This is a genomic window from Roseobacter litoralis Och 149 (assembly GCF_000154785.2).
Classification (GTDB): Bacteria; Pseudomonadota; Alphaproteobacteria; order Rhodobacterales; family Rhodobacteraceae; genus Roseobacter; species Roseobacter litoralis.
Window position 1 is genome coordinate 3,675,458 of the sequence record NC_015730.1, and the last position, 25,852, is coordinate 3,701,309.

Annotated in this window: 14 protein-coding genes and 12 pseudogenes; 13 read left to right on the plus strand and 13 right to left on the minus strand. The window is 51.7% G+C overall.

The genetic code is table 11. The annotated features are described in order from the left end of the window. Positions 1–74 precede the first annotated feature (74 nt). The gene (locus RLO149_RS22950; RefSeq protein ID WP_013963449.1) at positions 75–707 is read right to left on the minus strand and encodes an acyl-homoserine-lactone synthase; all 633 of its coding nucleotides are present in this window, start codon (positions 705–707) and stop codon (positions 75–77) included. A gap of 330 nt (positions 708–1,037) precedes the next feature. Between RLO149_RS22950 and RLO149_RS17600 the strand changes: the two genes are divergently transcribed. Continuing rightward, on the plus strand, positions 1,038–2,063 hold the full coding sequence (locus RLO149_RS17600; RefSeq protein ID WP_013963450.1) for an autoinducer binding domain-containing protein: 1,026 nt from the start codon (positions 1,038–1,040) through the stop codon (positions 2,061–2,063). A 211-nt stretch (positions 2,064–2,274) separates the two neighbouring features. Here RLO149_RS17600 and RLO149_RS17605 read toward each other — a convergent pair. After that, positions 2,275–2,484 (minus strand): annotated as a pseudogene (locus RLO149_RS17605) (transposase domain-containing protein); the annotation flags it as partial. Positions 2,485–2,787: 303 nt separating this feature from the next. Between RLO149_RS17605 and RLO149_RS23825 the strand changes: the two are divergent. Further along, positions 2,788–2,952, plus strand: a complete 165-nt coding sequence (locus RLO149_RS23825) for a hypothetical protein (RefSeq protein ID WP_158308131.1) — start codon at positions 2,788–2,790, stop codon at positions 2,950–2,952. Continuing rightward, positions 2,942–5,029: a recombinase family protein gene (locus RLO149_RS17610; protein WP_013963133.1), complete on the plus strand. Its 2,088-nt coding sequence runs from the start codon at positions 2,942–2,944 to the stop codon at positions 5,027–5,029. Before RLO149_RS23825 ends, RLO149_RS17610 begins: the two co-directional genes overlap by 11 nt. Here RLO149_RS17610 and tnpC (RLO149_RS17615) read toward each other — a convergent pair. The 4 genes and pseudogenes from tnpC (RLO149_RS17615) to RLO149_RS17625 form a co-directional block, all read right to left on the minus strand. After that, positions 5,015–5,953 (minus strand): annotated as a pseudogene (gene tnpC, locus RLO149_RS17615) (IS66 family transposase); the annotation flags it as partial. The gene RLO149_RS17610 and the pseudogene tnpC (RLO149_RS17615) overlap by 15 nt on opposite strands. A gap of 268 nt (positions 5,954–6,221) precedes the next feature. Further along, complete coding sequence (locus RLO149_RS17620) at positions 6,222–6,407, minus strand: hypothetical protein (RefSeq protein ID WP_013963452.1); 186 nt, start codon at positions 6,405–6,407, stop codon at positions 6,222–6,224. Between the two features lie 76 nt (positions 6,408–6,483). Continuing rightward, the gene (locus tag RLO149_RS24035; protein ID WP_217517509.1) at positions 6,484–6,660 is read right to left on the minus strand and encodes a hypothetical protein; all 177 of its coding nucleotides are present in this window, start codon (positions 6,658–6,660) and stop codon (positions 6,484–6,486) included. 301 nt (positions 6,661–6,961) lie between these two features. Next, positions 6,962–8,341: a putative bifunctional diguanylate cyclase/phosphodiesterase gene (locus RLO149_RS17625; RefSeq protein WP_013963453.1), complete on the minus strand. Its 1,380-nt coding sequence runs from the start codon at positions 8,339–8,341 to the stop codon at positions 6,962–6,964. Between the two features lie 259 nt (positions 8,342–8,600). Between RLO149_RS17625 and RLO149_RS24180 the strand changes: the two are divergent. The 4 genes and pseudogenes from RLO149_RS24180 to tnpC (RLO149_RS17650) all read left to right on the plus strand — a co-directional run. After that, positions 8,601–8,786: pseudogene (locus RLO149_RS24180) on the plus strand (IS3 family transposase); the annotation flags it as partial. Positions 8,787–9,474: 688 nt separating this feature from the next. After that, a pseudogene (locus RLO149_RS24525) lies at positions 9,475–9,786 on the plus strand (transposase); the annotation flags it as partial. A gap of 50 nt (positions 9,787–9,836) precedes the next feature. After that, positions 9,837–10,034 carry an IS66 family insertion sequence element accessory protein TnpB gene (gene tnpB, locus RLO149_RS17645; protein ID WP_425357852.1) on the plus strand — a complete coding sequence of 66 codons (198 nt, stop codon included), beginning with the start codon at positions 9,837–9,839 and terminating at the stop codon, positions 10,032–10,034. A gap of 145 nt (positions 10,035–10,179) precedes the next feature. Then, positions 10,180–11,565 (plus strand): annotated as a pseudogene (gene tnpC, locus RLO149_RS17650) (IS66 family transposase); the annotation flags it as partial. A 21-nt stretch (positions 11,566–11,586) separates the two neighbouring features. Here the strand turns inward: tnpC (RLO149_RS17650) and RLO149_RS17655 are convergent. After that, complete coding sequence (locus RLO149_RS17655) at positions 11,587–13,674, minus strand: recombinase family protein (RefSeq protein ID WP_013963133.1); 2,088 nt, start codon at positions 13,672–13,674, stop codon at positions 11,587–11,589. Then, entirely contained in the window at positions 13,664–13,828 is a 165-nt protein-coding gene (locus RLO149_RS23830) for a hypothetical protein (RefSeq protein WP_158308131.1), read from the minus strand. The genes RLO149_RS17655 and RLO149_RS23830 overlap by 11 nt, the downstream gene beginning before the upstream one ends. Positions 13,829–14,131: 303 nt before the next feature. On the opposite strand from RLO149_RS23830, the pseudogene RLO149_RS17660 reads away from it, so the two are divergent. Beyond that, positions 14,132–14,368, plus strand: a pseudogene (locus RLO149_RS17660) (transposase domain-containing protein); the annotation flags it as partial. A 25-nt stretch (positions 14,369–14,393) separates the two neighbouring features. Here RLO149_RS17660 and RLO149_RS17665 read toward each other — a convergent pair. Next, positions 14,394–14,944, minus strand: a pseudogene (locus RLO149_RS17665) (helix-turn-helix domain-containing protein); the annotation flags it as partial. Between the two features lie 246 nt (positions 14,945–15,190). Here RLO149_RS17665 and RLO149_RS22955 point away from each other — a divergent pair. Further along, positions 15,191–17,734 carry a calcium-binding protein gene (locus tag RLO149_RS22955; RefSeq protein WP_148264394.1) on the plus strand — a complete coding sequence of 848 codons (2,544 nt, stop codon included), beginning with the start codon at positions 15,191–15,193 and terminating at the stop codon, positions 17,732–17,734. Positions 17,735–17,933: 199 nt separating this feature from the next. Here the strand turns inward: RLO149_RS22955 and RLO149_RS17675 are convergent. Further along, a pseudogene (locus RLO149_RS17675) lies at positions 17,934–18,143 on the minus strand (transposase domain-containing protein); the annotation flags it as partial. Positions 18,144–18,446: 303 nt separating this feature from the next. On the opposite strand from RLO149_RS17675, the gene RLO149_RS23835 reads away from it, so the two are divergent. Then, entirely contained in the window at positions 18,447–18,611 is a 165-nt protein-coding gene (locus RLO149_RS23835; RefSeq protein WP_158308131.1) for a hypothetical protein, read from the plus strand. Further along, positions 18,601–20,688: a recombinase family protein gene (locus RLO149_RS17680; RefSeq protein WP_013963133.1), complete on the plus strand. Its 2,088-nt coding sequence runs from the start codon at positions 18,601–18,603 to the stop codon at positions 20,686–20,688. Before RLO149_RS23835 ends, RLO149_RS17680 begins: the two co-directional genes overlap by 11 nt. Here the strand turns inward: RLO149_RS17680 and tnpC (RLO149_RS17685) are convergent. Continuing rightward, positions 20,674–21,612: pseudogene (gene tnpC, locus RLO149_RS17685) on the minus strand (IS66 family transposase); the annotation flags it as partial. The gene RLO149_RS17680 and the pseudogene tnpC (RLO149_RS17685) sit on opposite strands and share 15 nt — an antisense overlap. A gap of 108 nt (positions 21,613–21,720) precedes the next feature. Between tnpC (RLO149_RS17685) and RLO149_RS24530 the strand changes: the two are divergent. Next, positions 21,721–21,810: pseudogene (locus RLO149_RS24530) on the plus strand (IS200/IS605 family transposase); the annotation flags it as partial. Between the two features lie 64 nt (positions 21,811–21,874). Here RLO149_RS24530 and RLO149_RS23280 read toward each other — a convergent pair. Next, positions 21,875–22,994: pseudogene (locus RLO149_RS23280) on the minus strand (IS3 family transposase); the annotation flags it as partial. A gap of 198 nt (positions 22,995–23,192) precedes the next feature. Here RLO149_RS23280 and RLO149_RS17705 point away from each other — a divergent pair. Next, positions 23,193–24,294: pseudogene (locus tag RLO149_RS17705) on the plus strand (IS3 family transposase). A gap of 423 nt (positions 24,295–24,717) precedes the next feature. Here the strand turns inward: RLO149_RS17705 and RLO149_RS17710 are convergent. After that, positions 24,718–25,677: an autoinducer binding domain-containing protein gene (locus tag RLO149_RS17710; RefSeq protein ID WP_013963462.1), complete on the minus strand. Its 960-nt coding sequence runs from the start codon at positions 25,675–25,677 to the stop codon at positions 24,718–24,720. Between the last annotated feature and the right edge of the window lie 175 nt (positions 25,678–25,852).

Genomic DNA, 25,852 nt, shown 5'->3' on the forward strand with positions numbered 1-25,852 from the left:
TCCTGGAAAAATTAGTTGCTACTCTCTTTAATTAGGGCACAACGACACTTCCAGCCCACATTCATTACCTCTGATCATGCAGCGACCAAATTCCTTTCAGTTTCCACCCGTGGGGTATCTACAGGTTCGCCAATAGCTTTGGGTTTTTGGTTTTTCGCGGGTGTGGTGGCTTGCGTGATACATATCAAGTAAGCTTTTTCACCGCTGATAGAAGATTTTGAAATCAACAGATATCTCATCCCAATTTTATCCATGAAACGTGCCACATGTGGAAATACGACAGCCACAAATCCACAGAGTTTATGCTGATCCCGAAACTCATCCATCAGCTGTGAAATATTTTCGAGCATTACTTTACTTTCATCCACCGAAATGTCGGGCGCGCGACAAAAACGTGTGAGCTCAAAAAGCCGACCTTTCTGTAGCCTCAAAAATTCCGCGGCTCCTGGGAAGCTATCGAGAAAGTGATCTGCAATCATAGTCGAGCAAGTGGTTGGTCGTACTCTGCACGAACCCATGTGCTTCCCATGACGATGAACGATCAGGTACTCACTCTGATCATCATCGTACTCGTCAATCTCATGCCCTTGCTGCGTCACGCGTAGGCTCCACTGCAGTCTGTCTACAAACTGACGCCCTCTATCCATAAAAATGCTGTCTGTTATGCGCGGAGATAGGTTTTGCCGGCGGCTGATTAGTCGTTGCATGTTCACCTCTTGTTTCATTGAGGGCAACGTGCGCATCAGGACTTAACGGGGAAATAACCAATTGTTATTAAATAATAAATATACTTTCTCTTGATTTTCTTGTTCATATTGGTTGCCAAGGGTTTTCTGATTTTCTGCTCAAAAACCCATAGGCATATTAACAGATATTACCTCCAAGAAATGCCGCACCCCATGAAAAAAAGGCGTCGTACAGGGCTGCCCGGAACTATTCTTTTACACAAAAGTCAATGCATCAAATTTTATCAGCAGTATTCAGCCTAAATTAACTTAACAGTATCTATAAAAATCTATCTACTTGTGAGGTTTAGTATGATGAAGCATTGGGTGAGAACCGTCTGTGAAAATCCGGTTTGGGGCGACCAAGACAGATCCAGCAATGCCATGGAAGGCATAAATCGAATCATTCAATTGATTGAAAATAGTGACGTCCACCTCCTTCGAACCGAAGAACTAGAGCAGATTTGTGATCATCTGGTCGACACTGTAGATTTGGAGGAACTATCCGAACTTATGTGGCGAGCAGCTACATCGACCGGCTTTCAGAATTTCGCGATTTTTGTTCTGCATCAAGGACAAGGCTCTTCATTTAAATCCCGAATATGCACATCGTTCCATGACGAATGGATCGCAAGATATATACAAAGCAACTATCAGTATGTTGATCCTGTGATGTCAAAAGCATCTATCTCGGATGATTGGTTTTTGTACTCAGACTTGGCGGGCACTGCACCCGCTGTTGAGTGTTTTTGGAGAGACGCAGAAAAGCATCGGATCGGAAGGAATGGCGTATGTTTTCCTATGACACGCAGTGATGGAACACGCGTCGCAGTCTCTTTTACGACCTTGAATACTAACACCGCGGTTGAAGAAGCTGTTCGTCTCAACGGCTACGATCTCCGGTTTATCGCGGAGTCGGCGGTGGATGCCTTTTGCTATGCTGCATCTGACTCGTCCCTTGAGAATGATACTTTGACCGTCGATGAGTTGAGGTTTCTCCATGTTTTAGCAACCAGTGCTGATCCAGAAGAAGCATTGAAAATAACGCCCAGTTTTGGTTCTAATAAGTCATTGCAAGTATCGATTAGAAAAAAATTAAGCGTCGACACCGTATATCAAGCTGTCGCAATTGCAGCCTCGCGGAATTGGTTCAACACTCTCCCATATGATACGAAAGAAATATTGAAGACCTTTAACACGTTGAGTGGTGTCGAATCGACAGACCATCAGTTATCTTCCAAGTATTACGAAGGTTCTGCACTTCAACAATCACAACCCCAATACTCCGGCTTCTCCGAGGAGATTGGACTTGAGTGCGAGAATGATTCAAACGACTGATTTTACAAGAAAACGTGAATGCTGATCCACGCCGGGTTTGCCGGAGGCTGATTTGTCGCGGTTAATGTGTTAGGATCCGATGCCATAGTTCAGTCTTTGATTTGGACACGATGTGACCTGCTCCCCTGAAATGTCTGGCGTTTAGGGTTACCCTGTTCTCCAACTGAGGAGACAGACGATGAAGAGAAGCCGTTTCATTGTAAGCGGTTTTTCAGCCCGCCCAGTTCCAGGGCAGCAGCTGATCAATGTCTTTCTTTTTATGGCCATTGACGATGGCCGTGAGCAGACCGGTCAGGTAGCTGTGAGGTTCGATTTTGTTGAGCTTGCAGGTCTCAATGAGTGATGCGATGACAGCCCAGTTTTGCGCGCCGGCGTCATGGCCTGCAAAGAGCGCGTTCTTGCGCTGAAGGGCCAGTTTCCGTTTATTCTGCCCATGTCGGGTCAGTTTATCGCGTGCAGTATAGGTGGCACGCATATTTTGGTGCCAATGTAAAAGTCTATAGGTCCTATCGGCGCGGCGATGGGACGTATGTGGGGATTGAACGAGATCCGGGCGTTGCTGTCATGGCTCCGGCCTGGGTTCTGGATGCTACAGTTTGCGGGCTGATGACATTGGGATCACCGGAGGTGTCGGTGGCCGGATTGCTGGATTTGTCCTCAATTCTGACATTGCAAGGTTTTCGGCGAAGCTTTGATGAGAGCGACTCATCGAAGGAAGCCGAACATGACCACCCTCAGAACAACCAATCTGGCGCAACTGCCTCTTCCATTTCATCCGCCAGTGACTGCCCCGATGAACGAGCAGGAGCGAGAGATGCTGAGGCAGGCTCTTGCACAATTGCTTCTGGAAGCGGCCAGCCTGACACAGGAGGGATCAAATGATGGGTAACAATGACCTCACACCTATCGCAATATTGCCGCCTGCGTTGTTGCAGCGCCGGGCTATAGTCTATGTCCGGCAATCGACACAAAGCCAGGTCATGACCAATCTTGAGAGCCAACGGCGGCAATACGACCTGGTGTCTTCTGCACGCCAGTACGGTTTCCAAGCGGTAGATGTCATCGACGATGATCTCGGGATATCCGCGAGTGGAAGCGCTGTCCGACCGGGATTCGAACGTTTGGTTGCGGCTCTCTGTTCTGGCGAAGTTGGTGCAGTGTTTTGCTTAGAAGTCTCTCGATTGGCCCGCAACGGACGGGACTGGCACCATGTTCTTGAGATCTGTGGCATGGTTGAGGCACGCGTTGTGGATCACGATGGCGTTTATGATCCTCGCCTCCCGAACGACCGACTTCTGTTAGGCATGAAGGGCAGCATCAGCGAGTTTGAACTGGGGATACTGCGAACGCGGATGCTGGACGCTGCCCGTGCGAAGGCCAGGCGTGGCGAACTGCGCTACACCCCACCGATTGGCTATCTTTGGGACCGAGATGCCGGGATCATGTTTGATCCAGACGTGCGGATTCAGGAGGTGATACGCGGGATATTCACTCGTTTTGAAGAACTTGGCAGCGCCAGACAGGTCCTGTTGTCGATGGCTGATCAGGGTATCCATTTTCCACGGCCATCGGACGGTATCCGGCTGACATCTTTTGAGTGGCAGCCAATCCGGTATCGCAATGTCATCAGCATTCTCAAAAATACGTTCTACGCAGGCGTTTATGCTTATGGTAAAACTGGGAAGAAGACGGAGATCAGGGACGGCCGCGCCCATGTCAGCTACAAAAATCACAAATCGCCCGAGGATTGGGAGGTGGTTCTCCACGACCACCACGCTGCCTATATCGAGTTGGGGGCGTATGAACGCAATCAGGCGCAACTCGCGCGCAATGCGTTTGGCAAGGCCGGTGGGACAAAGTCGGCCCGCGGTGGTCGAGCTTTGCTCGCCGGGCTCATGTCCTGTGCCAAATGTGGGAGACGGCTGCACGTTGTCTATGCGGGCCGAACACACCGTCCTGTCTATCGGTGTGACAATCCCAACCTGCTTTTGGGCCAAAAGCGGTGCTTCACATTCGGTGGTGCGCGCGCAGAGACCCTCATTGTTAGCGCCGTTTTGCAAGCCGTTGCCCCGCTGGCCATTGAGGCAGCGCTACAGGCGCAAATCTACATGAGCAATGCAGAGGAAGATCGACGCCAGCTGTTGGAGCTGGAACTGAAGCAAGCGGAATATGACGCCACGCTTGCAGAACGTCGATATGCGGCGTGTGACCCGGAGAACCGCCTGATAGCCGCGACGCTGGAGAAACGCTGGGAGGAAGCTCTCTCGCGGGTCCAAGCCTTCAAGGAACGCATGGCGAGCTCTCCAGACGCGCACGAGACCTTTGATCCAAGCGCATTGAACGGATTGGCGCAGGATCTAAAAGCCGCATGGGAGGCACCTACGGTGAGCATGCGTGCTCGCCAGCAACTGCTCCGGACCTTGATCGAGGACATCGTCGCCGATGTGGATGACACAAGCCGTGAGATTGTGCTGGTCGTCCACTGGAAAGGCGGGCGACACACGGAATTGCGGGTCAAAAAACCAAAGACTGGCGAGCATGGTGCAAAAACCAGCGAGGAGGCCTTAGCGATCATCCGCGAGATGGCAGGGCGATGGTCAGATGGATCCATTGCGGCCTCGCTGAACCGCATGGGCATCCGCACCGGTCAGGACAAAACATGGAATGCAAAGCGCGTGTCCTCCATAAGGCGCGTGAACAACATCCGCGGCTACCTCTCCGCTGACAAGGATAGCCCGTGGCGCACCATGTCTGAGGCCGCAAAAGAGCTCGGTGTGACCAATCACGTGATCCGACGGCTGATCAAGGACGCAATTCTGCCTGCAAAACAGGTTGTCGATGGCGCGCCTTACCAAATCAGGACCGAAGACCTACAATCTGGTCAGGTAATACAAGCACTACGCCGCAAAAAGCGCCCGTGTCGCAGACAAAGCGACCAGCAGCTTTCAATGTTTACAAGCACTTAAAAAGGGGGTGCATAATGACCAACCATTCGCGATGGGGCGGATGGTGCGCTCGACGGCGTTGCTGCCCATCTCGATCCGGCCATCAGTCAGGAACAAGATCAAGCCGTCCCAGTATTTGGCGATATACTTCAGGGCTTCACCCGTTGGGGATTTGGCAGAGACCTGCGAACGTGAGCTATCGAGCCATTCTTTGAACGCTGCAATCTTCGGTGCGGATCGGTCTTGCCGGATGGCCTGGCGTTCTTCGGCTGTCAGCCCGCGGGCTTTGCTCTCTATCCGATAAAGCGCCGCAATCTGCCTGAGACCCTCCTCAGCAATGGGCGCGACATTGTTCTCGGTCAGCTCATAGAGCTTCCGTCGCGCGTGCGCCCAGCAGTAGGCCAGTTGGATTGGTTCATTGTCCCGTGGATCCAGCACGCGGTTGTATCCGGCATAGCCGTCCACCTGCAGTATGCCACTAAAGCCGTGCAATATTTGGGATGCGTATTTGCCGGATCGTCCCGGTGCATAGGTAAAAGCAACACCTGGCGGTTCTGGCCCCGTCCACGCCCGATCATCACGGGCCAGTGCCCAGAAATACCCTTTCTTCACCTTGCCCCTGCCAGGATCAAGAACAGGCGCTGGTGTCTCGTTCATGAACAGTTTGGTGGATGTCTTCAGATGCCTGAGCAGCGCGTCGTAGACCGGCACCAGTTCATGCGCTGCATTACCGACCCATGAGGCCAAAGTAGACCGTTCGATCTCGACGCCTTGGCGGGCATAGATTTGTGATTGGCGGAAGCCATAACGCCTTGCAACCCCATTGACCGTCGCGCCATCAACCAATGTCTCAGCCACGATCCGCGCCTTCAGATCGCGCGGCCAACGCGGACACCTACGACGATCCTCTTCGCCATCCGTGAGAAACTCATCGGATATCTCCATGGAGAAACTCCCTCGCAAAAATACAAGGGCTGGAATCGCAGATCAAAAACTCAAGGGGAAGGTCGGGTCAAAACACCGCTTACGTTTCAGCGAAGAACAGATTATTGGGATTGAGCTGCTCCCCTGCGACTAACCCGTCTGCGCCGCGAGCGCATATCCGTAGATGTCGTACGAGCCCGTTCACTCCTTATGGCAAAAGCAGAGGAGACGCAGGCAATCCCACCTAAAGACGGAAATACTTTAGGTTGTTAGCAGCTTTACATTGTCACTAAGGCAGACTGCTTCGTCCTTGAGCAACACTATTTTTTGAGGTTCCAGCTTTGAGCGAGATTTCTTTTAGTGCAACACTTTCAGCTACACAGAAAAACTCCGCAAGCATGGGTAAATCATTTTCTTCCGCGTAAACTTTAAGGTCCGACAAAACTTCCAGAACCCATTCATTGTCATTTTCCATCCCTAAGCTTCCTTGTATCGCTGGCACGCACCCTTCCCAAGGTGTTTTGAACAGGATTCAGTTCATCGCAGAAAATTTAACAAAGTCTTAAAGATGCTGTTGATGGGTTTGAGTGATGCAAAAGATACTCACTAGATAAGCCCATGACTTGGGATCGAATATCTATCAGAGCTAGGCGGGTTTCGCTTAACCCGTTGCTTTCCGCCATCAGAATTGCCAAATTAAGACGGCTAATGAATTCTTCCTTGGTCATACTTTTACTCCCTCAAAGAAAGTACAGAATTGCCAGAATTTCACGCCCAGCATACGCTGGCGCACGAGATCTGGATAACTTCCAAAACCTACCGGTCAAAAAAGGTAAACATGGTTACACGAGTTAAGTATGATTAAACGATTCCTGTTAACCAAAAGTAAACACTACACCACCTTGGCTTTAGGCGCCGTCACTACAGCAAGTTGTTGAGCTTCAGATTGTTCCCGCTATTTGGGCGAACGTTGTGGAAACCTTAAATCCGAAGGCGTGCAGTCACCATCAAATTACGCTAATTGAAACTTCAATCGCTCAAGTCAGGCTGGTAGAGGTTATCCTTGGTCCATAAAAAGTCTGTTATCGGTACAGAAAAGAGGTTTAACATGCGTTCGGGAGAGATAGGTCGATGAAAGTAAAACCCTTGTGCAAATATTACTCCTAAACCCCGAAGAATTGCATATTCTTGAACAGTTTCAACGCCTTCCGCGATCACTTCTAACTTTAGATGCCTTGAAACCTTGCTTATAGCATTTATGAAAATCTTACTGCTTTTCCTTTGGTGGCAATCACTAACCAGAGATTTGTCGATTTTGACAAAATCAACCGGTACTTTGTCAATGTTGGCCATTGTCGAGTTTCCTGTACCAAAATCGTCAATACCTACGCTGACGCCATTTTGTCTAAGCTTACTCAAGTTCGAAAAGACATCATCTGTAAGTAGCATCTTTTCCGATTCGGTAATCTCGATTCTTAGCCTGCTTGCGTCAAGCCCTACAGCCCTCAGTTCACTCAAAACGAAGTCAGCGAAATCAGCACGTAGGAAATCGGAGGGGGAGAAATTTACACTTACAAAGGTATCCAAAGGCCAGTGAATTGCGGCGCTACAAGCCTCTGATAAAATAAAATCGCCCAATTCACGCATCCGCCCTGACTTACCAGCGATTTCGACAATAATCTCTGGACAGATCATCCCATACTTTTCGTGGTGCCATCGTATCAAGGCTTCAGCACCAACTATCTGACGATTAGACATTCGGTAAATAGGTTGAAAGCAAAAGCTTAGCCGTTTTGTCTTTAAATCAGAAAAGAAAACTTTCGCTAACTCTTGCACCATCAGAAGCTTAGAACACGCGTGCTCGTCGAATACTCTTAATTGCCCTTTACCGCTACTTTTGGCCAAGTACATAGCTGTATCCGCATTTTTTAATTGGGTATGTAAACTACATTCATAATTGACCGAAATACTTGCTCCTACGGAACAGCTTAATAGTACTTCATGGCTGAGTAGGAATCGGCGATTATTGAGCATACAAGTGATACCTGCAGCTACTCTTTCAGCGGTCTCGAAGTTTTTGACCGCCGTACACGCAATAAATTCATCTCCGCCCTTTCGGCAAATTATTGAACCAGAAGGCAAATTATCGTTTAGAATAGTTGCAATTTCCGCAATTAGCGCATCACCTAACTCATGACCAAAAGTGTCATTCACCTGTTTTAAGTTATCTGCGTCAGCAAATAATACGAGAATTGGTTTGTCTGGAGGTGTTTTCTTGCGAAGCTTCTCATACAGCTTGCTAAAATCTGTATACTCCAAAAGACTGTTTGCTTGGTTCACTTCTCGGGAGAAGTCCTGTCTCCAAACCCGATTTGAATCTTTCGGGTGCAATGTGTTTCCTGCGGTCATTAAATGTGGTTTCTCTTCATTGTTTCGAATTCGGAGATGCTGGAAAAGTTTCGATCCCGTTGACCAAACCTATTTCATTACTCTTGACTAAGTATTTCAGATTTTACTTAAGCTCGAGTTAAACGGGTCAAAAAATGAAGCTTCCGATTGACCTGTTTGTACCTGTCACGGTTTGAGGCCGCCCTTTTGCAAGCATTTCCCGCACCAAAAGAAAAAGACTATCGGACTGAAACGGAAAAGCGAATTACGCTAGGAAGCACTGCGTATTACGCTGATCAACCGACCAACGCGTAAGTAAGTGACTATTGATCTTGGTATTGGCATGTCGAGGCTGAACAAATGGGTGACGACGCCTCGAGATACGGACGTGGTATCGAAAGAGGCTTTAGGCCTCGCCAAAAAGTTTGATCAGCTTCGACGCGAACACTGTTTTCTAAAGGAGGAGGGAAATTCCAAAAAAGCTCCGGATTGGGGTCCGCTTATGCACGGTATGGACAGTCTGTGCTATGCTGAGCCTCAAGGGCAGATGCCGATGGCTTAGTGGTGGGCTGGACCCCGTTAAAAAACTTAGCACATGGGCTGATGCGCACTTAAGAGTGGTGACGCTGCCGTTGCAGCGATCCCGGTTAGAAAGATGACGAACTTGCATGGCCCACGCCCTTCGCCTTGAGCGGAGGATATGCCATGACGAACCGCAAAACCGATATCAGCGATACAAACTGGCTCTGTTAGCTGTATTCTTATGGGCTATCGCGTGCCTACATGTGCCAGCGCGAACGGCTTACCGAATACGCGACCGCACATATCCAACATTTGCAGAAGGCCCTGATCGAGATGAAACTGTAATTGCACCATGGTGTCTCTGACATCATGAACGCGATTGGCGTGCGCATCATCCGTGCCATCGTCGCCAACGAGCGTAACCCTGGGATTATCGCCGCGTTCCGAGATGTCCACTGCAAATCTTCCATCGATACAACGTAACCGCCCGATTGGCACCGCCTGCCTGATTTCCGCGCGATGATTTAAGACACGTGCATAGCGACGTCGTTAGTGACGTGTCTTATGCGGAGGGTTTCATGCGGGGCGAGGTTCTTGGTGTTGAGCGGCGGCGACGTTAGAGTGATGAGGATAAGCTCTCGATCGTTTCGTCTGTCGGGATTCATGGGGCAACGGTGACGCAAGTTGCGCATAGGTGCGATGTGACCCGGCAGCAGATTTACAGATGGCGGCATGAGTTGAAGAAAAAGGGTCTGTGGGCACCGGGCGCGGGTGCGGTTTTTCTGCCGATTGATTTCCAAGTTGCAGAAGTACCACCTGAGCCGAAGCCGGCTCCCGCTGTGCCACTTGAGCTTCGCTTGCAGGGCGGTCGCTGTCTGCGGTTCGATAGTTCCATTCATGAGGCCGCGCTGACACGATTGATCCAAGCGGCAGACGCGGCGTGATCGGTCCGGAAACTAGGGTTCGGGTTTATCTGGCTTGTGGCGCTACGGATATGAGGAAGGGCATCGCGGGTCTGTCCGCTCTGACCCAGGATGTGCTGCGGCAAAAGCCTGCCAGTGGTGCCGTGTTTGCGTTCCGGGGGCGGCGTGGTGATCGGATCAAGCTGCTGTATTGGGATGGCCAAGGCTTTTGTCTCTATTACAAGGTGCTGGAACGTGGCCAAGCGCCCAATAAGGGGCTGTGCGGATGACGTCTGCGCAGCTCGCGATGCTCTGGGAGGGGATCGACTGGCGGCGTCCGGATTGGGGATCTCGGCCTGCGCGTGTGGGATGATTTTTGGTCTGCATATGCTTTATTTATATGGTGCTTCGGCCTTCTTTTTGGTAATCAGGCGCATGTCGAAACCTATCGAAAACCTTCCTGATGATCCCGCTGTTTTGAAGGCGATGATCGCGGAATTGCAGGCAGAGAACGCCAAGATCACAGCGACCTTGCGGGTCCACGATCAACTGGTTCAGGCCCTTCGGCTGCGGATCGCCAAACTCCAGAAACTGGCTTTTGGCAAATCCTCAGAGAAGATCGAACAGCTGGAACTGGCGCTCGAAGACCTGCTGGTTGCGATAGCCGAGGACGATGAGGTGCCTATAGACGAAGGGCAGGATGAGCCGTCGCAAGAGGCTGGCAAGGCGCCCGTGCTTCGTCGACGGCCGCGTGTCCCGGATACAACCCTGCGCGAACGTCACGAACTCGATCCTGGCACCTGCTGCCCCGACTGTGGCGGCGATCTGCGGGTGGTGGGCGAGGATGTCAGCGAGTTGCTGGACATGATCGCGGCGCAGATGAAGGTGATCCAGATCGCACGCATCAAGAAATCCTGCCGTCGTTGCGAAAAGATGGTGCAGGAGCCCGCACCCAGCCGTCCGTTTCCAGGCAGCATGGTGGGTCCGAACCTGCTGGCGCATGTGTTGGCGTCGAAGTTCGACGATCACCTTCCCCTCTATCGTCAGCATGAGATATTTGCCCGCATGGGTGCCAACATTCCTGAAAGCACGCTTGTCGGTTGGTGTGGGCGCGCCATGAAAACACTGTCGCTGCTGATCGAACTGATCGAGGCGGACATCATGGGCAGCGATCTACTTCACGCGGATGACACGCCGATCCGGGTGCTGGATCGTTCAAAGCGCGACAAAGGGCTTGGCAAAGGGGTCAAACAAGGCCGGATCTGGGCCTATGTGCGTGATCAGCGCCCTTGGGCGGGGTCGTCTCCACCGGGTTCTGTCTATCGGTTTGCACCAAATTGGAAGGAAGAGCACGTTCTCGGCCATCTGGCCAACGTCCGCGGCATTCTGCAAGCGGACGGCCACAAGGGATATGCCAAACTCTACGCGCCTGATCTTGATGGTATATCCCGTTTGCGCGAAGCAGCCTGTTGGGCGCACCTACGCCGTGACTTCCACGACTTCTGGTTCTCGACCAAATCCGAGATCGCCCGCGAGGCACTCGACCGGATCGGCAAACTCTACGACATCGAGCGCGACATCAACGGTCAACCCGCCGACGTCCGCTATGCGGCACGTCAAAAGCTGAGCCTGCCCAAGGTTGAGGCTTTCTTTGCCTGGTCTGAACAGCAGCTACTGCGCATCCCGGGCAAAAGCGATCTGGCGAAAGCTTTCCGCTACGGCCTCGCGCGGCAGGCGGCCTTCAGCCTGTTCCTGACTGATGGCCGGATCGAGATGGGCAGCAACGCCGTCGAGCGCACCATCCGCCCCATCGCGAATGGTTGGTCATTATGCACCCCCTTTTTAAGTGCTTGTAAACATTGAAAGCTGCTGGTCGCTTTGTCTGCGACACGGGCGCTTTTTGCGGCGTAGTGCTTGTATTACCTGACCAGATTGTAGGTCTTCGGTCCTGATTTGGTAAGGCGCGCCATCGACAACCTGTTTTGCAGGCAGAATTGCGTCCTTGATCAGCCGTCGGATCACGTGATTGGTCACACCGAGCTCTTTTGCGGCCTCAGACATGGTGCGCCACGGGCTATCCTTGTCAGCGGAGAGGTAGCCGCGGATGTTGTTCACGCGCCTTATGGAGGACACGCGCTTTGCATTCCATGTTTTGTCCTGACCGGTGCGGATGCCCATGCGGTTCAGCGAGGCCGCAATGGATCCATCTGACCATCGCCCTGCCATCTCGCGGATGATCGCTAAGGCCTCCTCGCTGGTTTTTGCACCATGCTCGCCAGTCTTTGGTTTTTTGACCCGCAATTCCGTGTGTCGCCCGCCTTTCCAGTGGACGACCAGCACAATCTCACGGCTTGTGTCATCCACATCGGCGACGATGTCCTCGATCAAGGTCCGGAGCAGTTGCTGGCGAGCACGCATGCTCACCGTAGGTGCCTCCCATGCGGCTTTTAGATCCTGCGCCAATCCGTTCAATGCGCTTGGATCAAAGGTCTCGTGCGCGTCTGGAGAGCTCGCCATGCGTTCCTTGAAGGCTTGGACCCGCGAGAGAGCTTCCTCCCAGCGTTTCTCCAGCGTCGCGGCTATCAGGCGGTTCTCCGGGTCACACGCCGCATATCGACGTTCTGCAAGCGTGGCGTCATATTCCGCTTGCTTCAGTTCCAGCTCCAACAGCTGGCGTCGATCTTCCTCTGCATTGCTCATGTAGATTTGCGCCTGTAGCGCTGCCTCAATGGCCAGCGGGGCAACGGCTTGCAAAACGGCGCTAACAATGAGGGTCTCTGCGCGCGCACCACCGAATGTGAAGCACCGCTTTTGGCCCAAAAGCAGGTTGGGATTGTCACACCGATAGACAGGACGGTGTGTTCGGCCCGCATAGACAACGTGCAGCCGTCTCCCACATTTGGCACAGGACATGAGCCCGGCGAGCAAAGCTCGACCACCGCGGGCCGACTTTGTCCCACCGGCCTTGCCAAACGCATTGCGCGCGAGTTGCGCCTGATTGCGTTCATACGCCCCCAACTCGATATAGGCAGCGTGGTGGTCGTGGAGAACCACCTCCCAATCCTCGGGCGATTTGTGATTTTTGTAGCTGACATGGGCGCGGCCGTCCCTGATCTCCGTCTTCTTCCCAGTTTTACCATAAGCATAAACGCCTGCGTAGAACGTATTTTTGAGAATGCTGATGACATTGCGATACCGGATTGGCTGCCACTCAAAAGATGTCAGCCGGATACCGTCCGATGGCCGTGGAAAATGGATACCCTGATCAGCCATCGACAACAGGACCTGTCTGGCGCTGCCAAGTTCTTCAAAACGAGTGAATATCCCGCGTATCACCTCCTGAATCCGCACGTCTGGATCAAACATGATCCCGGCATCTCGGTCCCAAAGATAGCCAATCGGTGGGGTGTAGCGCAGTTCGCCACGCCTGGCCTTCGCACGGGCAGCGTCCAGCATCCGCGTTCGCAGTATCCCCAGTTCAAACTCGCTGATGCTGCCCTTCATGCCTAACAGAAGTCGGTCGTTCGGGAGGCGAGGATCATAAACGCCATCGTGATCCACAACGCGTGCCTCAACCATGCCACAGATCTCAAGAACATGGTGCCAGTCCCGTCCGTTGCGGGCCAATCGAGAGACTTCTAAGCAAAACACTGCACCAACTTCGCCAGAACAGAGAGCCGCAACCAAACGTTCGAATCCCGGTCGGACAGCGCTTCCACTCGCGGATATCCCGAGATCATCGTCGATGACATCTACCGCTTGGAAACCGTACTGGCGTGCAGAAGACACCAGGTCGTATTGCCGCCGTTGGCTCTCAAGATTGGTCATGACCTGGCTTTGTGTCGATTGCCGGACATAGACTATAGCCCGGCGCTGCAACAACGCAGGCGGCAATATTGCGATAGGTGTGAGGTCATTGTTACCCATCATTTGATCCCTCCTGTGTCAGGCTGGCCGCTTCCAGAAGCAATTGTGCAAGAGCCTGCCTCAGCATCTCTCGCTCCTGCTCGTTCATCGGGGCAGTCACTGGCGGATGAAATGGAAGAGGCAGTTGCGCCAGATTGGTTGTTCTGAGGGTGGTCATGTTCGGCTTCCTTCGATGAGTCGCTCTCATCAAAGCTTCGCCGAAAACCTTGCAATGTCAGAATTGAGGACAAATCCAGCAATCCGGCCACCGACACCTCCGGTGATCCCAATGTCATCAGCCCGCAAACTGTAGCATCCAGAACCCAGGCCGGAGCCATGACAGCAACGCCCGGATCTCGTTCAATCCCCACATACGTCCCATCGCCGCGCCGATAGGACCTATAGACTTTTACATTGGCACCAAAATATGCGTGCCACCTATACTGCACGCGATAAACTGACCCGACATGGGCAGAATAAACGGAAACTGGCAATAGGACGCAAGAATTGGCTTTTTGCTGGGGCCGATACCGGCGCGGAAACTCTGGCACGTGCCATGACGATCATCGAAACCGCCAAGCTCAACGATCTCGATCCGCAAGCCTATCTCGCCGACATTCTCGACCGCATCCACGATCACAAGATCAACAGGCTGGATGAATTGCTGCCGTGGAACTGGGCGCCACAGGCATCAGTGACGAACAGTCAAGCAGCGTAGGCTGCGGTAGCAATGGAGCGGTTACGTTCCAAACGTGCTTTGGCCTCGGTGATTGATCCTGCAATCCAGCCTCACAGCGCTGGAGATATCGATCATACCAGCGATAAAACGTGGTGCGTGGAATGCCGAGCTTGGCCAGCGTCAGACGAGCCGACAGATGGCTTTCTTCGATCAGCCGGATAATCTCAAGTTTCTCAGATGCGGCATATCTCATTCGTGGTCGCCCCCATCCCCGGTCATGCCTTTTTTGAGAAGACGTAGTTCCAGCGTCTGCTCTGCGACCGCCTCCTTGAGATCCTTTGCCTCCTGGCGCAGCTCCTTCACCTCGTCGGTGTTTGCTGCACGCGCCGTATCGCCGGCCAGCCGCTTCTTACCGGCTTCCATGAAGTCCTTCGACCATTTGTAATAGATGCCCTGCGATATCCCCTCACGGCGACACAGCTCGGCAATGCTATCCTCGCCACGCAAGCCGTCCAAAACGATGCGGATCTTCTCTTCGCTGGAATAATGCTTGCGCGTGGCGCGCTTGATGTCTTTTACGATCTTCTCGCCAGGGCTCTTTGTTGTCTTTCTCATCGTCCACTCCTTGGTGGCTACGATGAGCAACAAACACTCTTTTAGCAAATGACCCTATTTGGCCCCATAGGCGCCGACGTCAGACAAATCAGTCGATCTATTCAAAACAAGTGGCCTGAAAGGCTGCGATCACCTCTTTACAAGTTTAAACAATGGCCATCTTGAAGACAAAAACTCAACCTAAGTCACCCAAAACTCACTGATAGCAAAATCCCAAATGCAGGAAAGTGCAAAAGGGTAATGTGAGTGAAAAATATACTTGTTTCAAAAAATGGGATGGCTGCTGCTGGTTTTGATTTGATATTCTCGGATATTGAGACCGCTATTAGTTATGCAAATTCGGGAGACACAATTAAAATTGAAGCGGGTATTTATCAACCTTTCGATATATCTAAATCTGGTGCAACCGGAGCACCGATTACAATTACATCGCTTTCCGGAAACCGGGATGTAGTGATCAACGGTGCTGGTTTTGATGATAGAGCACTAATTGAGATTTCGGGCGAAAGTTACATAACTATATCCGGATTTCACCTAAAGAATGCCGCAAATTTTGGGGTGTATGTTGAAGGTTCTCAGAACATTGAAAACTCGATAGTAATTGAAAATAATTACATTAATACGACCGCTAATTCAGGGATTCACGTCAATGGCGTAAACATGAATGGACTCGCGGACGTAGGCGCCTTTTATCTACGCGACGTCATGATAAGGAATAATGAGGTAACCAACACAAACACTCCAAATGGGCAAAATGAAGCTATTACATTGGGAGCAGGTGTAGACGGATTTGTGATCGAAAAAAACCATGTTCATAATACTGAACAGTACGGGATTGACGTTAAGGCTGGAGCTACAAATGGCCGTATTTCAGAAAATTTGATACACAATGTTGAAAAGCACGGAATTTATATCGATGCCGGAAGCCGCACAATTTCGAATGTTATAGTTGAAGGTAATGAGGTCTATAACGCAACAAATGGTATCGTTCTAGCCCGCGAGTCAAGGATAGATCCGGACAATCCAAACTTACACAGTATAAAAATAGTAGATAACGTCATATCAAATACGTCTGAGTTTGGAGTGCTAATTTATCGACATGTAGACGACAGTGGAATGGGCGTCTTCAATAACATATCTGTCGAAAACAATCATCTAAGTAACATCATGCGTGATGCCATAAGGGTCGGAAATATCGCTGAATTTTCAAGTGAAATTTCAATTAGTCAGAACTCAATTATAAATTCTGGGCGAGCAATTTGGGAAAATTCAAACGTATCGATCTCAGAGAATGTCGTAGGCATACTTGAAATCAAGAGCGTAGACCCTGATTTTACAATGCCGTTTTGGCTTCTCGATGGTGACGATTTAATTGAGGGCGCAGAAGCCGGTGACGTCCTTGCCGGGCTTGGCGGAAACGACAAGATACACGGCTTTGCGGGATCGGACATAATTAACGGAGGTCAAGGTGATGACACAATATTCGCAGGAAGCGGAGATGATTTCGTCGCTGGCGCGACGGGGAATGACCTGATTTATGGCGGCGGCGGCAATGATACGTTGAGAGGGTATTCAGGTGATGACATTGTAAATGGTGGTTTTGGTGATGACTTTATAATTTTGGGAGACGGCGACGATCAAGCATTTGGAAGTAACGGAAGTGATAATATTTCCGGTGGGAATGGTGCAGATTCACTCTGGGGTGGAAAAGGAGAGGATTTACTTAAGGGAGGTGGAGGAAGTGACCTTATTCGCGGCGGCGAAGGTCATGACAGGATATTTTCTGGAGTTGGAAATGATGAAGTGTTTGGTGGAGATGGCAACGACTTAATGTACGGTGGTTTTGGTGATGATACCTTAAATGGAGGTAGCGGAGATGATCAAGTTTATGCAGGAGGGGGCAACGACATAGTCTTCGGAGGTAACGGTTCAGACATCATTCTTGGCAATGCTGGATCGGACCTTATTTACGGTGGATTAGGTAATGATAGAATTTGGGGAGGCTCAGGAGACGACAAAACGTTCGGCGACGAAGGTGACGATTTAATCGGCGGCGGCGGCGGTGATGACTTTATCCGAGGCGGTATTGGTGATGACTTCATTTTTGGCGGACGTAATTCCGATGCGATTTATGGCGAAGCTGGGAATGACAAAATTTTTGGAGAAGACGGCAACGATATGCTGTTTGGGGGAGCCGGTGAAGATCGCATTTTCGGCGGGTCGGGAGTGGATATTCTATTTGGAGCCGCTGGAGATGATATTTTGGAGGGTGGGACTCAGAATGATGAATTGTTTGGAAATGAAGGAACGGATTTTCTCCGAGGAGGCGATGGTTTTGACTACCTGAATGGTGGCTCAGGGAACGACATCCTAATCGGTGGGCTGGGCAACGATATTCTCGTCGGTGGCGCTGACGTTGATTTAATCAGAGGCGGCTTGGGCAACGATGCTTTCCAGTTTCTTGCTACTTCCGACTCCAGCTTTGATAAGTCTGATCTAGTGTACGGTTTCGATGGAGCTGGGAAAGATAGAGGCGACATATTCGATCTTTCGCAAATTGATGCTGTGTCGTCAACGATGGAGGCTGAAGAATTCATTTTTTTGGGTGAAGCATCTTTCGAGCAAGCGGTATCACACGGAGCGGGTTCTTTGTGGCTGCAAAATGAAGGGTCTACGACCTGGATTTTTGCTCTTACGGACGATGATGGAAAAGTCGATTTCGCAGTTCAGATATTAGACGGGTCTGAAGTTTCTGCGGGCATCTATACGGCAGACGACTTTATACTCTAGAGAGCTGCCGGCCCAGAAGACCCTAAAGCTTTTTTGATTTGATCGTCAGCTGCAAGTGAATGGCTCGGTTTAGTATCCACTCATTGGTCCAAACCCCCCGTCTTCCAGACGGGATCGCTTTAGCGTGAAGAATCGTCTTATGATGGTATCCTCCAGAAAATGAACCGCCGTAGGGTGAAGTTTCATTGTAAGCGGTTTTTCAGCCCGCCCAGTTCCAGGGCAGCAGCTGATCAATGTCTTTCTTTTTATGGCCATTGACGATGGCCGTGAGCAGACCGGTCAGGTAGCTGTGAGGTTCGATTTTGTTGAGCTTGCAGGTCTCAATGAGTGATGCGATGACAGCCCAGTTTTGCGCGCCGGCGTCATGGCCTGCAAAGAGCGCGTTCTTGCGCTGAAGGGCCAGTTTCCGTTTATTCTGCCCATGTCGGGTCAGTTTATCGCGTGCAGTATAGGTGGCACGCATATTTTGGTGCCAATGTAAAAGTCTATAGGTCCTATCGGCGCGGCGATGGGACGTATGTGGGGATTGAACGAGATCCGGGCGTTGCTGTCATGGCTCCGGCCTGGGTTCTGGATGCTACAGTTTGCGGGCTGATGACATTGGGATCACCGGAGGTGTCGGTGGCCGGATTGCTGGATTTGTCCTCAATTCTGACATTGCAAGGTTTTCGGCGAAGCTTTGATGAGAGCGACTCATCGAAGGAAGCCGAACATGACCACCCTCAGAACAACCAATCTGGCGCAACTGCCTCTTCCATTTCATCCGCCAGTGACTGCCCCGATGAACGAGCAGGAGCGAGAGATGCTGAGGCAGGCTCTTGCACAATTGCTTCTGGAAGCGGCCAGCCTGACACAGGAGGGATCAAATGATGGGTAACAATGACCTCACACCTATCGCAATATTGCCGCCTGCGTTGTTGCAGCGCCGGGCTATAGTCTATGTCCGGCAATCGACACAAAGCCAGGTCATGACCAATCTTGAGAGCCAACGGCGGCAATACGACCTGGTGTCTTCTGCACGCCAGTACGGTTTCCAAGCGGTAGATGTCATCGACGATGATCTCGGGATATCCGCGAGTGGAAGCGCTGTCCGACCGGGATTCGAACGTTTGGTTGCGGCTCTCTGTTCTGGCGAAGTTGGTGCAGTGTTTTGCTTAGAAGTCTCTCGATTGGCCCGCAACGGACGGGACTGGCACCATGTTCTTGAGATCTGTGGCATGGTTGAGGCACGCGTTGTGGATCACGATGGCGTTTATGATCCTCGCCTCCCGAACGACCGACTTCTGTTAGGCATGAAGGGCAGCATCAGCGAGTTTGAACTGGGGATACTGCGAACGCGGATGCTGGACGCTGCCCGTGCGAAGGCCAGGCGTGGCGAACTGCGCTACACCCCACCGATTGGCTATCTTTGGGACCGAGATGCCGGGATCATGTTTGATCCAGACGTGCGGATTCAGGAGGTGATACGCGGGATATTCACTCGTTTTGAAGAACTTGGCAGCGCCAGACAGGTCCTGTTGTCGATGGCTGATCAGGGTATCCATTTTCCACGGCCATCGGACGGTATCCGGCTGACATCTTTTGAGTGGCAGCCAATCCGGTATCGCAATGTCATCAGCATTCTCAAAAATACGTTCTACGCAGGCGTTTATGCTTATGGTAAAACTGGGAAGAAGACGGAGATCAGGGACGGCCGCGCCCATGTCAGCTACAAAAATCACAAATCGCCCGAGGATTGGGAGGTGGTTCTCCACGACCACCACGCTGCCTATATCGAGTTGGGGGCGTATGAACGCAATCAGGCGCAACTCGCGCGCAATGCGTTTGGCAAGGCCGGTGGGACAAAGTCGGCCCGCGGTGGTCGAGCTTTGCTCGCCGGGCTCATGTCCTGTGCCAAATGTGGGAGACGGCTGCACGTTGTCTATGCGGGCCGAACACACCGTCCTGTCTATCGGTGTGACAATCCCAACCTGCTTTTGGGCCAAAAGCGGTGCTTCACATTCGGTGGTGCGCGCGCAGAGACCCTCATTGTTAGCGCCGTTTTGCAAGCCGTTGCCCCGCTGGCCATTGAGGCAGCGCTACAGGCGCAAATCTACATGAGCAATGCAGAGGAAGATCGACGCCAGCTGTTGGAGCTGGAACTGAAGCAAGCGGAATATGACGCCACGCTTGCAGAACGTCGATATGCGGCGTGTGACCCGGAGAACCGCCTGATAGCCGCGACGCTGGAGAAACGCTGGGAGGAAGCTCTCTCGCGGGTCCAAGCCTTCAAGGAACGCATGGCGAGCTCTCCAGACGCGCACGAGACCTTTGATCCAAGCGCATTGAACGGATTGGCGCAGGATCTAAAAGCCGCATGGGAGGCACCTACGGTGAGCATGCGTGCTCGCCAGCAACTGCTCCGGACCTTGATCGAGGACATCGTCGCCGATGTGGATGACACAAGCCGTGAGATTGTGCTGGTCGTCCACTGGAAAGGCGGGCGACACACGGAATTGCGGGTCAAAAAACCAAAGACTGGCGAGCATGGTGCAAAAACCAGCGAGGAGGCCTTAGCGATCATCCGCGAGATGGCAGGGCGATGGTCAGATGGATCCATTGCGGCCTCGCTGAACCGCATGGGCATCCGCACCGGTCAGGACAAAACATGGAATGCAAAGCGCGTGTCCTCCATAAGGCGCGTGAACAACATCCGCGGCTACCTCTCCGCTGACAAGGATAGCCCGTGGCGCACCATGTCTGAGGCCGCAAAAGAGCTCGGTGTGACCAATCACGTGATCCGACGGCTGATCAAGGACGCAATTCTGCCTGCAAAACAGGTTGTCGATGGCGCGCCTTACCAAATCAGGACCGAAGACCTACAATCTGGTCAGGTAATACAAGCACTACGCCGCAAAAAGCGCCCGTGTCGCAGACAAAGCGACCAGCAGCTTTCAATGTTTACAAGCACTTAAAAAGGGGGTGCATAATGACCAACCATTCGCGATGGGGCGGATGGTGCGCTCGACGGCGTTGCTGCCCATCTCGATCCGGCCATCAGTCAGGAACAAGATCAAGCCGTCCCAGTATTTGGCGATATACTTCAGGGCTTCACCCGTTGGGGATTTGGCAGAGACCTGCGAACGTGAGCTATCGAGCCATTCTTTGAACGCTGCAATCTTCGGTGCGGATCGGTCTTGCCGGATGGCCTGGCGTTCTTCGGCTGTCAGCCCGCGGGCTTTGCTCTCTATCCGATAAAGCGCCGCAATCTGCCTGAGACCCTCCTCAGCAATGGGCGCGACATTGTTCTCGGTCAGCTCATAGAGCTTCCGTCGCGCGTGCGCCCAGCAGTAGGCCAGTTGGATTGGTTCATTGTCCCGTGGATCCAGCACGCGGTTGTATCCGGCATAGCCGTCCACCTGCAGTATGCCACTAAAGCCGTGCAATATTTGGGATGCGTATTTGCCGGATCGTCCCGGTGCATAGGTAAAAGCAACACCTGGCGGTTCTGGCCCCGTCCACGCCCGATCATCACGGGCCAGTGCCCAGAAATACCCTTTCTTCACCTTGCCCCTGCCAGGATCAAGAACAGGCGCTGGTGTCTCGTTCATGAACAGTTTGGTGGATGTCTTCAGATGCCTGAGCAGCGCGTCGTAGACCGGCACCAGTTCATGCGCTGCATTACCGACCCATGAGGCCAAAGTAGACCGTTCGATCTCGACGCCTTGGCGGGCATAGATTTGTGATTGGCGGAAGCCATAACGCCTTGCAACCCCATTGACCGTCGCGCCATCAACCAATGTCTCAGCCACGATCCGCGCCTTCAGATCGCGCGGCCAACGCGGACACCTACGACGATCCTCTTCGCCATCCGTGAGAAACTCATCGGATATCTCCATGGAGAAACTCCCTCGCAAAAATACAAGGGCTGGAATCGCAGATCAAAAACTCAAGGGGAAGGTCGGGTCAAAACACCGCTTACGTTTCATTTTCTGGAGGATACGATCATGCAATATGTGACCGGCAAGCATTGCGTTTACTATCACCGCTATCACATCGTCTGGTCGACGAAATACCGCTTCAAGGTGTTGCAAGGCCAGTGACCTGAGCCCCAAGTCTCCTCCAGCTTTGCGCGGAGTCCTTGGGGTTAAATCTTTGGCCTTATGCAGCCATCTTGTCCATCGCCTTTCTCTGCAAGAATTCCATGGGTGTCAGGTTGCCCAAAGCTGAATGTGGTCTGCGCCAGTTGTAGTCTTCCTGCCATTCTTCCAGCGTTTGTCGGGCGTCGCGCAATGTGCCGAACAATGTTTCGTTCAAGCACTCATCTCTGAGCTTGCCGTTGAAGCTTTCAATGAAACCGTTCTGCTGGGGCTTTCCGTGCGCGATGTAGTGCCAATCGATGCCTGTATCCTGAACCCACTTCAGAATTGCCATGCTGGTGAACTCGGTGCCATTGTCCGAGACTATCGTTTTTGGCACGCCCCGCTCCGAGATCACACGGTCCAGCTCACGCGCAACCCGCTGGCCTGACAATGATGTGTCCGCAATCAGTACAAGGTTCTCGCGGCTGAAGTCATCGACAACCGCCAAGATACGAAACCGGCGTCCATCTGTCAGCGCGTCAGACACGAAATCCAAACTCCAACGTTGGTTCGGGCCATCCGGCAGCACCATCGGCTTTCTTGTGTCCAAAGCACGTTTCCTGCCGCCTCTGCGCCGCACCTGCAGCTTCTCTTCACGGTAGATGCGCCGCACTTTCTTGTGGTTCACCTCAAAGCCCTCTCGCGCAATCATCACATGGATGCGGCGGCAATCAAACCGACGCCGTTCACGAGACACGCGTTTGATTGCATCTCGCAGTTCGGCATCATCGCCACGGCGCGACAAATACCGCACCGTTGATCGATCAATCTGCAGCACGTCACACGCCCGCCCCCTCCCGGCAGATTGCTGCGCAATCGCCTGCCGGGGCAGCGGCATGGCTCACACCGTGCGCTTCGCACAGGTGAACCACCGCTTCCCGCCTCACAGCAGGCGTCACCATTTTATTGAATTGATGTCTCGCAACGTGGCGTTGTCCAACATTTGTTCAGCCAACAGCTTCTTCAGCTTGCCGTTCTCGTCTTCCAATGCACGCAATCGCTTCGCATCAGACGGCTCCCCTCTCACACATGCAAGCATGTGTTGCCGGGCAATGCATGCCGCCGTACTTCGATTTGTATTTGTAGAACGTTGCTAAACTGACCCCATGCCGCCGACATACATCAGTGGTCTTCTCACCGTTACTCGCTACAAATGATCCCCCGGATCATTTGCTAAACGCTCAAACCCTGTTCCTTGATCATTGCTATGATCTGTTCGTCCGTGAATCGTGCCTTCATTTGTCCGTCCTTTTGTTGCTGTGATTCCTTAAAATGCCCTCGTTTTTGGTTAGAGTTTTCCGCTAGATATTCCTGAGCTGGGAGAGGAGCGGAAACGCATGAAAGCATCGAAGTTCACGGACGCGCAAAAGGCGTTCATCATCAAGCAGGGCGACGAAGGCACGACTGTTTCTGAGATCTGTCGCAAGGCTGGCATCAGCCAAGCGACGTATTTTAATTGGAAGAAAAAATACGCAGGCATGTTGCCGACAGACATGAAGCGGCTGCGTGAGTTGGAAGATGAGAATTCCCGGCTGAAGAAGATCGTCGCTGACTTGGCACTGGACAAGGAAATGCTGCAGGATGTTCTGAAACGAAAGCTCTAAGGCCTGCTCGGAAACGAACGCTGGTTGACGAGATCAGAACTGATTGGCGTGTGTCGATCCGGAGGGCGTGTTCGCTGATCCGGTTCGACCCTCGCACATATCGGTACAGGTTCCGTCGACCCGACCAGGCCGCGATTGAACAGCGGATCAAAGAGATTTGCCAACCCGCGTGCGGTTTGGCTATCGGCGTGTGCATGTGCTGTTACGGCGGGAGGGCTGGGACCTCAATGCCAAGAAGACATATCGCATTTACAAGGAGTTGGGCATGCAACTGCGTAACAAGACACCAAAACGTCGGGTCAAAGCCAAGCTGCGCGAGGACCGCAAGGGCGCAGTCCGGCCTAACGACGTTTGGGCGATGGACTTCGTACATGATCAACTGGCAACAGGCCGCAAGATCCGTATTCTAACGGTGGTCGATACCTTCTCGCGGTATGTTCCGGTACTTGATGCGCGGTTCAACTACAAAGGCGAGAACGTCGTCACGACGCTGGATCGGGTCTGCCGTCAGATTGGCTACCCGAAAACCATTCGGGTCGACAATGGGAGCGAATTTATCTCTCGAGACATGGATTTGTGGGCTTATCAGAGGAACGTCACGCTCGACTTCTCACGTCCCGGAAAACCCACCGACAACGCCTACATCGAGGCGTTCAATGGCAGGTTCCGTGCAGAATGTCTGAACGCGCACTGGTTCATGGGGCTTGAAGATACGGCCGAAAAGTTGGAGGCTTGGCGTAGAGACTACAACGAAGAACGACCGCACAGCGCAATCGGGAACAAAGTCCCAGCTGCGCTGATGAAATTACAAGACGTATCCAGCCCGTCTGTGTGATCAAAGTGCGGAAAATCTAGCCCTGAACGGGGACACTTTGGGTAGCACAGCAAAAGTGCGGAAAATCTAGCCCTGAACGGGGACACTTTGGGTAGCACAGCATTGTTGGGCGGACTATACGCAAATTTGGAGGAGACTTGGGGCTCAGGTCAGATGAGCCAAACTCTATCTTAGGTTAGACCGCTCTTGGTCACAAAAACCCTGACGACGGACAGTATTGTATTTAAGGGTACAAAAAACTTCCAAAAGCGAGCCTAACCCGCAGAATCTAATTATTTAGGGTACAGCGACAGCAGGTGCAAAGAGTAGCTCAAATCGCATGATCCAGCCGTCATCACGTCTCTTCTCGCGCGATGCAAATTAACGCAACAGTCCTGAAAAAACGGACTAAAGACAGCGTGTTTTCTTGCTTTTTGATGGTGACTATTGCGACTTTACTGCATCATTTTCTGCAGCGGAACACTCCAAAAAATCCTGTCCGACTTCCAATCGCTGCAGTGTTGGGAAAGACTTCATGATGTCGCCTTCAGTGAACGGAAGCTGATCAAACCATCCTCTTGCTGCTGCTCTCGCAACTGCTTGATACACCGTTTCGACTCCCAATTTGGCGCGGATTGACGCCTGTAATGAAGTGTTTGAACCAAAACTTGAAGTTACTTTTATTGCGTCTTGCGGGTTTGGGCTGGTTGATAGCACGTATAAAAAACGTAACTCTGCTTCAGTTAGAGTATCATCAGATAACAAAGTGTCTGTCGCCGCATAGCAAAATACATCAGCAGCGATTTGGGCAATAAAATTCATGTCGTAACTATTCGCGTAAAATATTTCCTGGACCTTATTTGCTGTATCCTGAGTTGAAAAAGAAACGCCAATTTTCGAGCCATCTCGTCGGGCAATGCAAAAACATACACCATTCCTACCAATCCTATGGTGATCGGCATCTTGCCAAAAGGTTTCAACCACTGGCGATCCGACTGGCAGGTCCGAATACAAAAAGCACCCGTCATTTTCGGATGCCTTTGTCATCACAGGATCAACATATTGGTATCCTTGATCGACATAGCGTGCTACCCATTTAGCATTGCATGATGTACAAATCTTCGGATTGAAAGCCATACCCGGACCTTGTTTGAGGACAAAAATCGCAAAGTTTTGGAAAGCTAGCGTTGTTGTGATTTTCCACATTGAATTGGATAATTCTGTCACATTATCGGCCTCGTAAAGCTCATTGGCCATGTTTTCCAGATCCTCAGTTCTGAAATGATGCACATCGCTACATTCAAAAATCTCAACGATTCTCATAATGTCACTTCTCAACTGTTCTGACACGTTTTTATTGCCCCAAGTAAGGTCTTCAAAGACCGTTTTTACCCAATGATTCATCATGTTTATCCTGCAGAATACAAAGAATTTTATAGAACGCTTTAAGTTAATTTTGGCTGAATCATGCTGATGACGATGGATGTGATCTGCTAAACGCTTAAACTACCGCTGAATGTAGTACCGCGGCGGCACCATATTTTTAGGGAATCCTACAAACATGGCCGCAGTTTTTTAT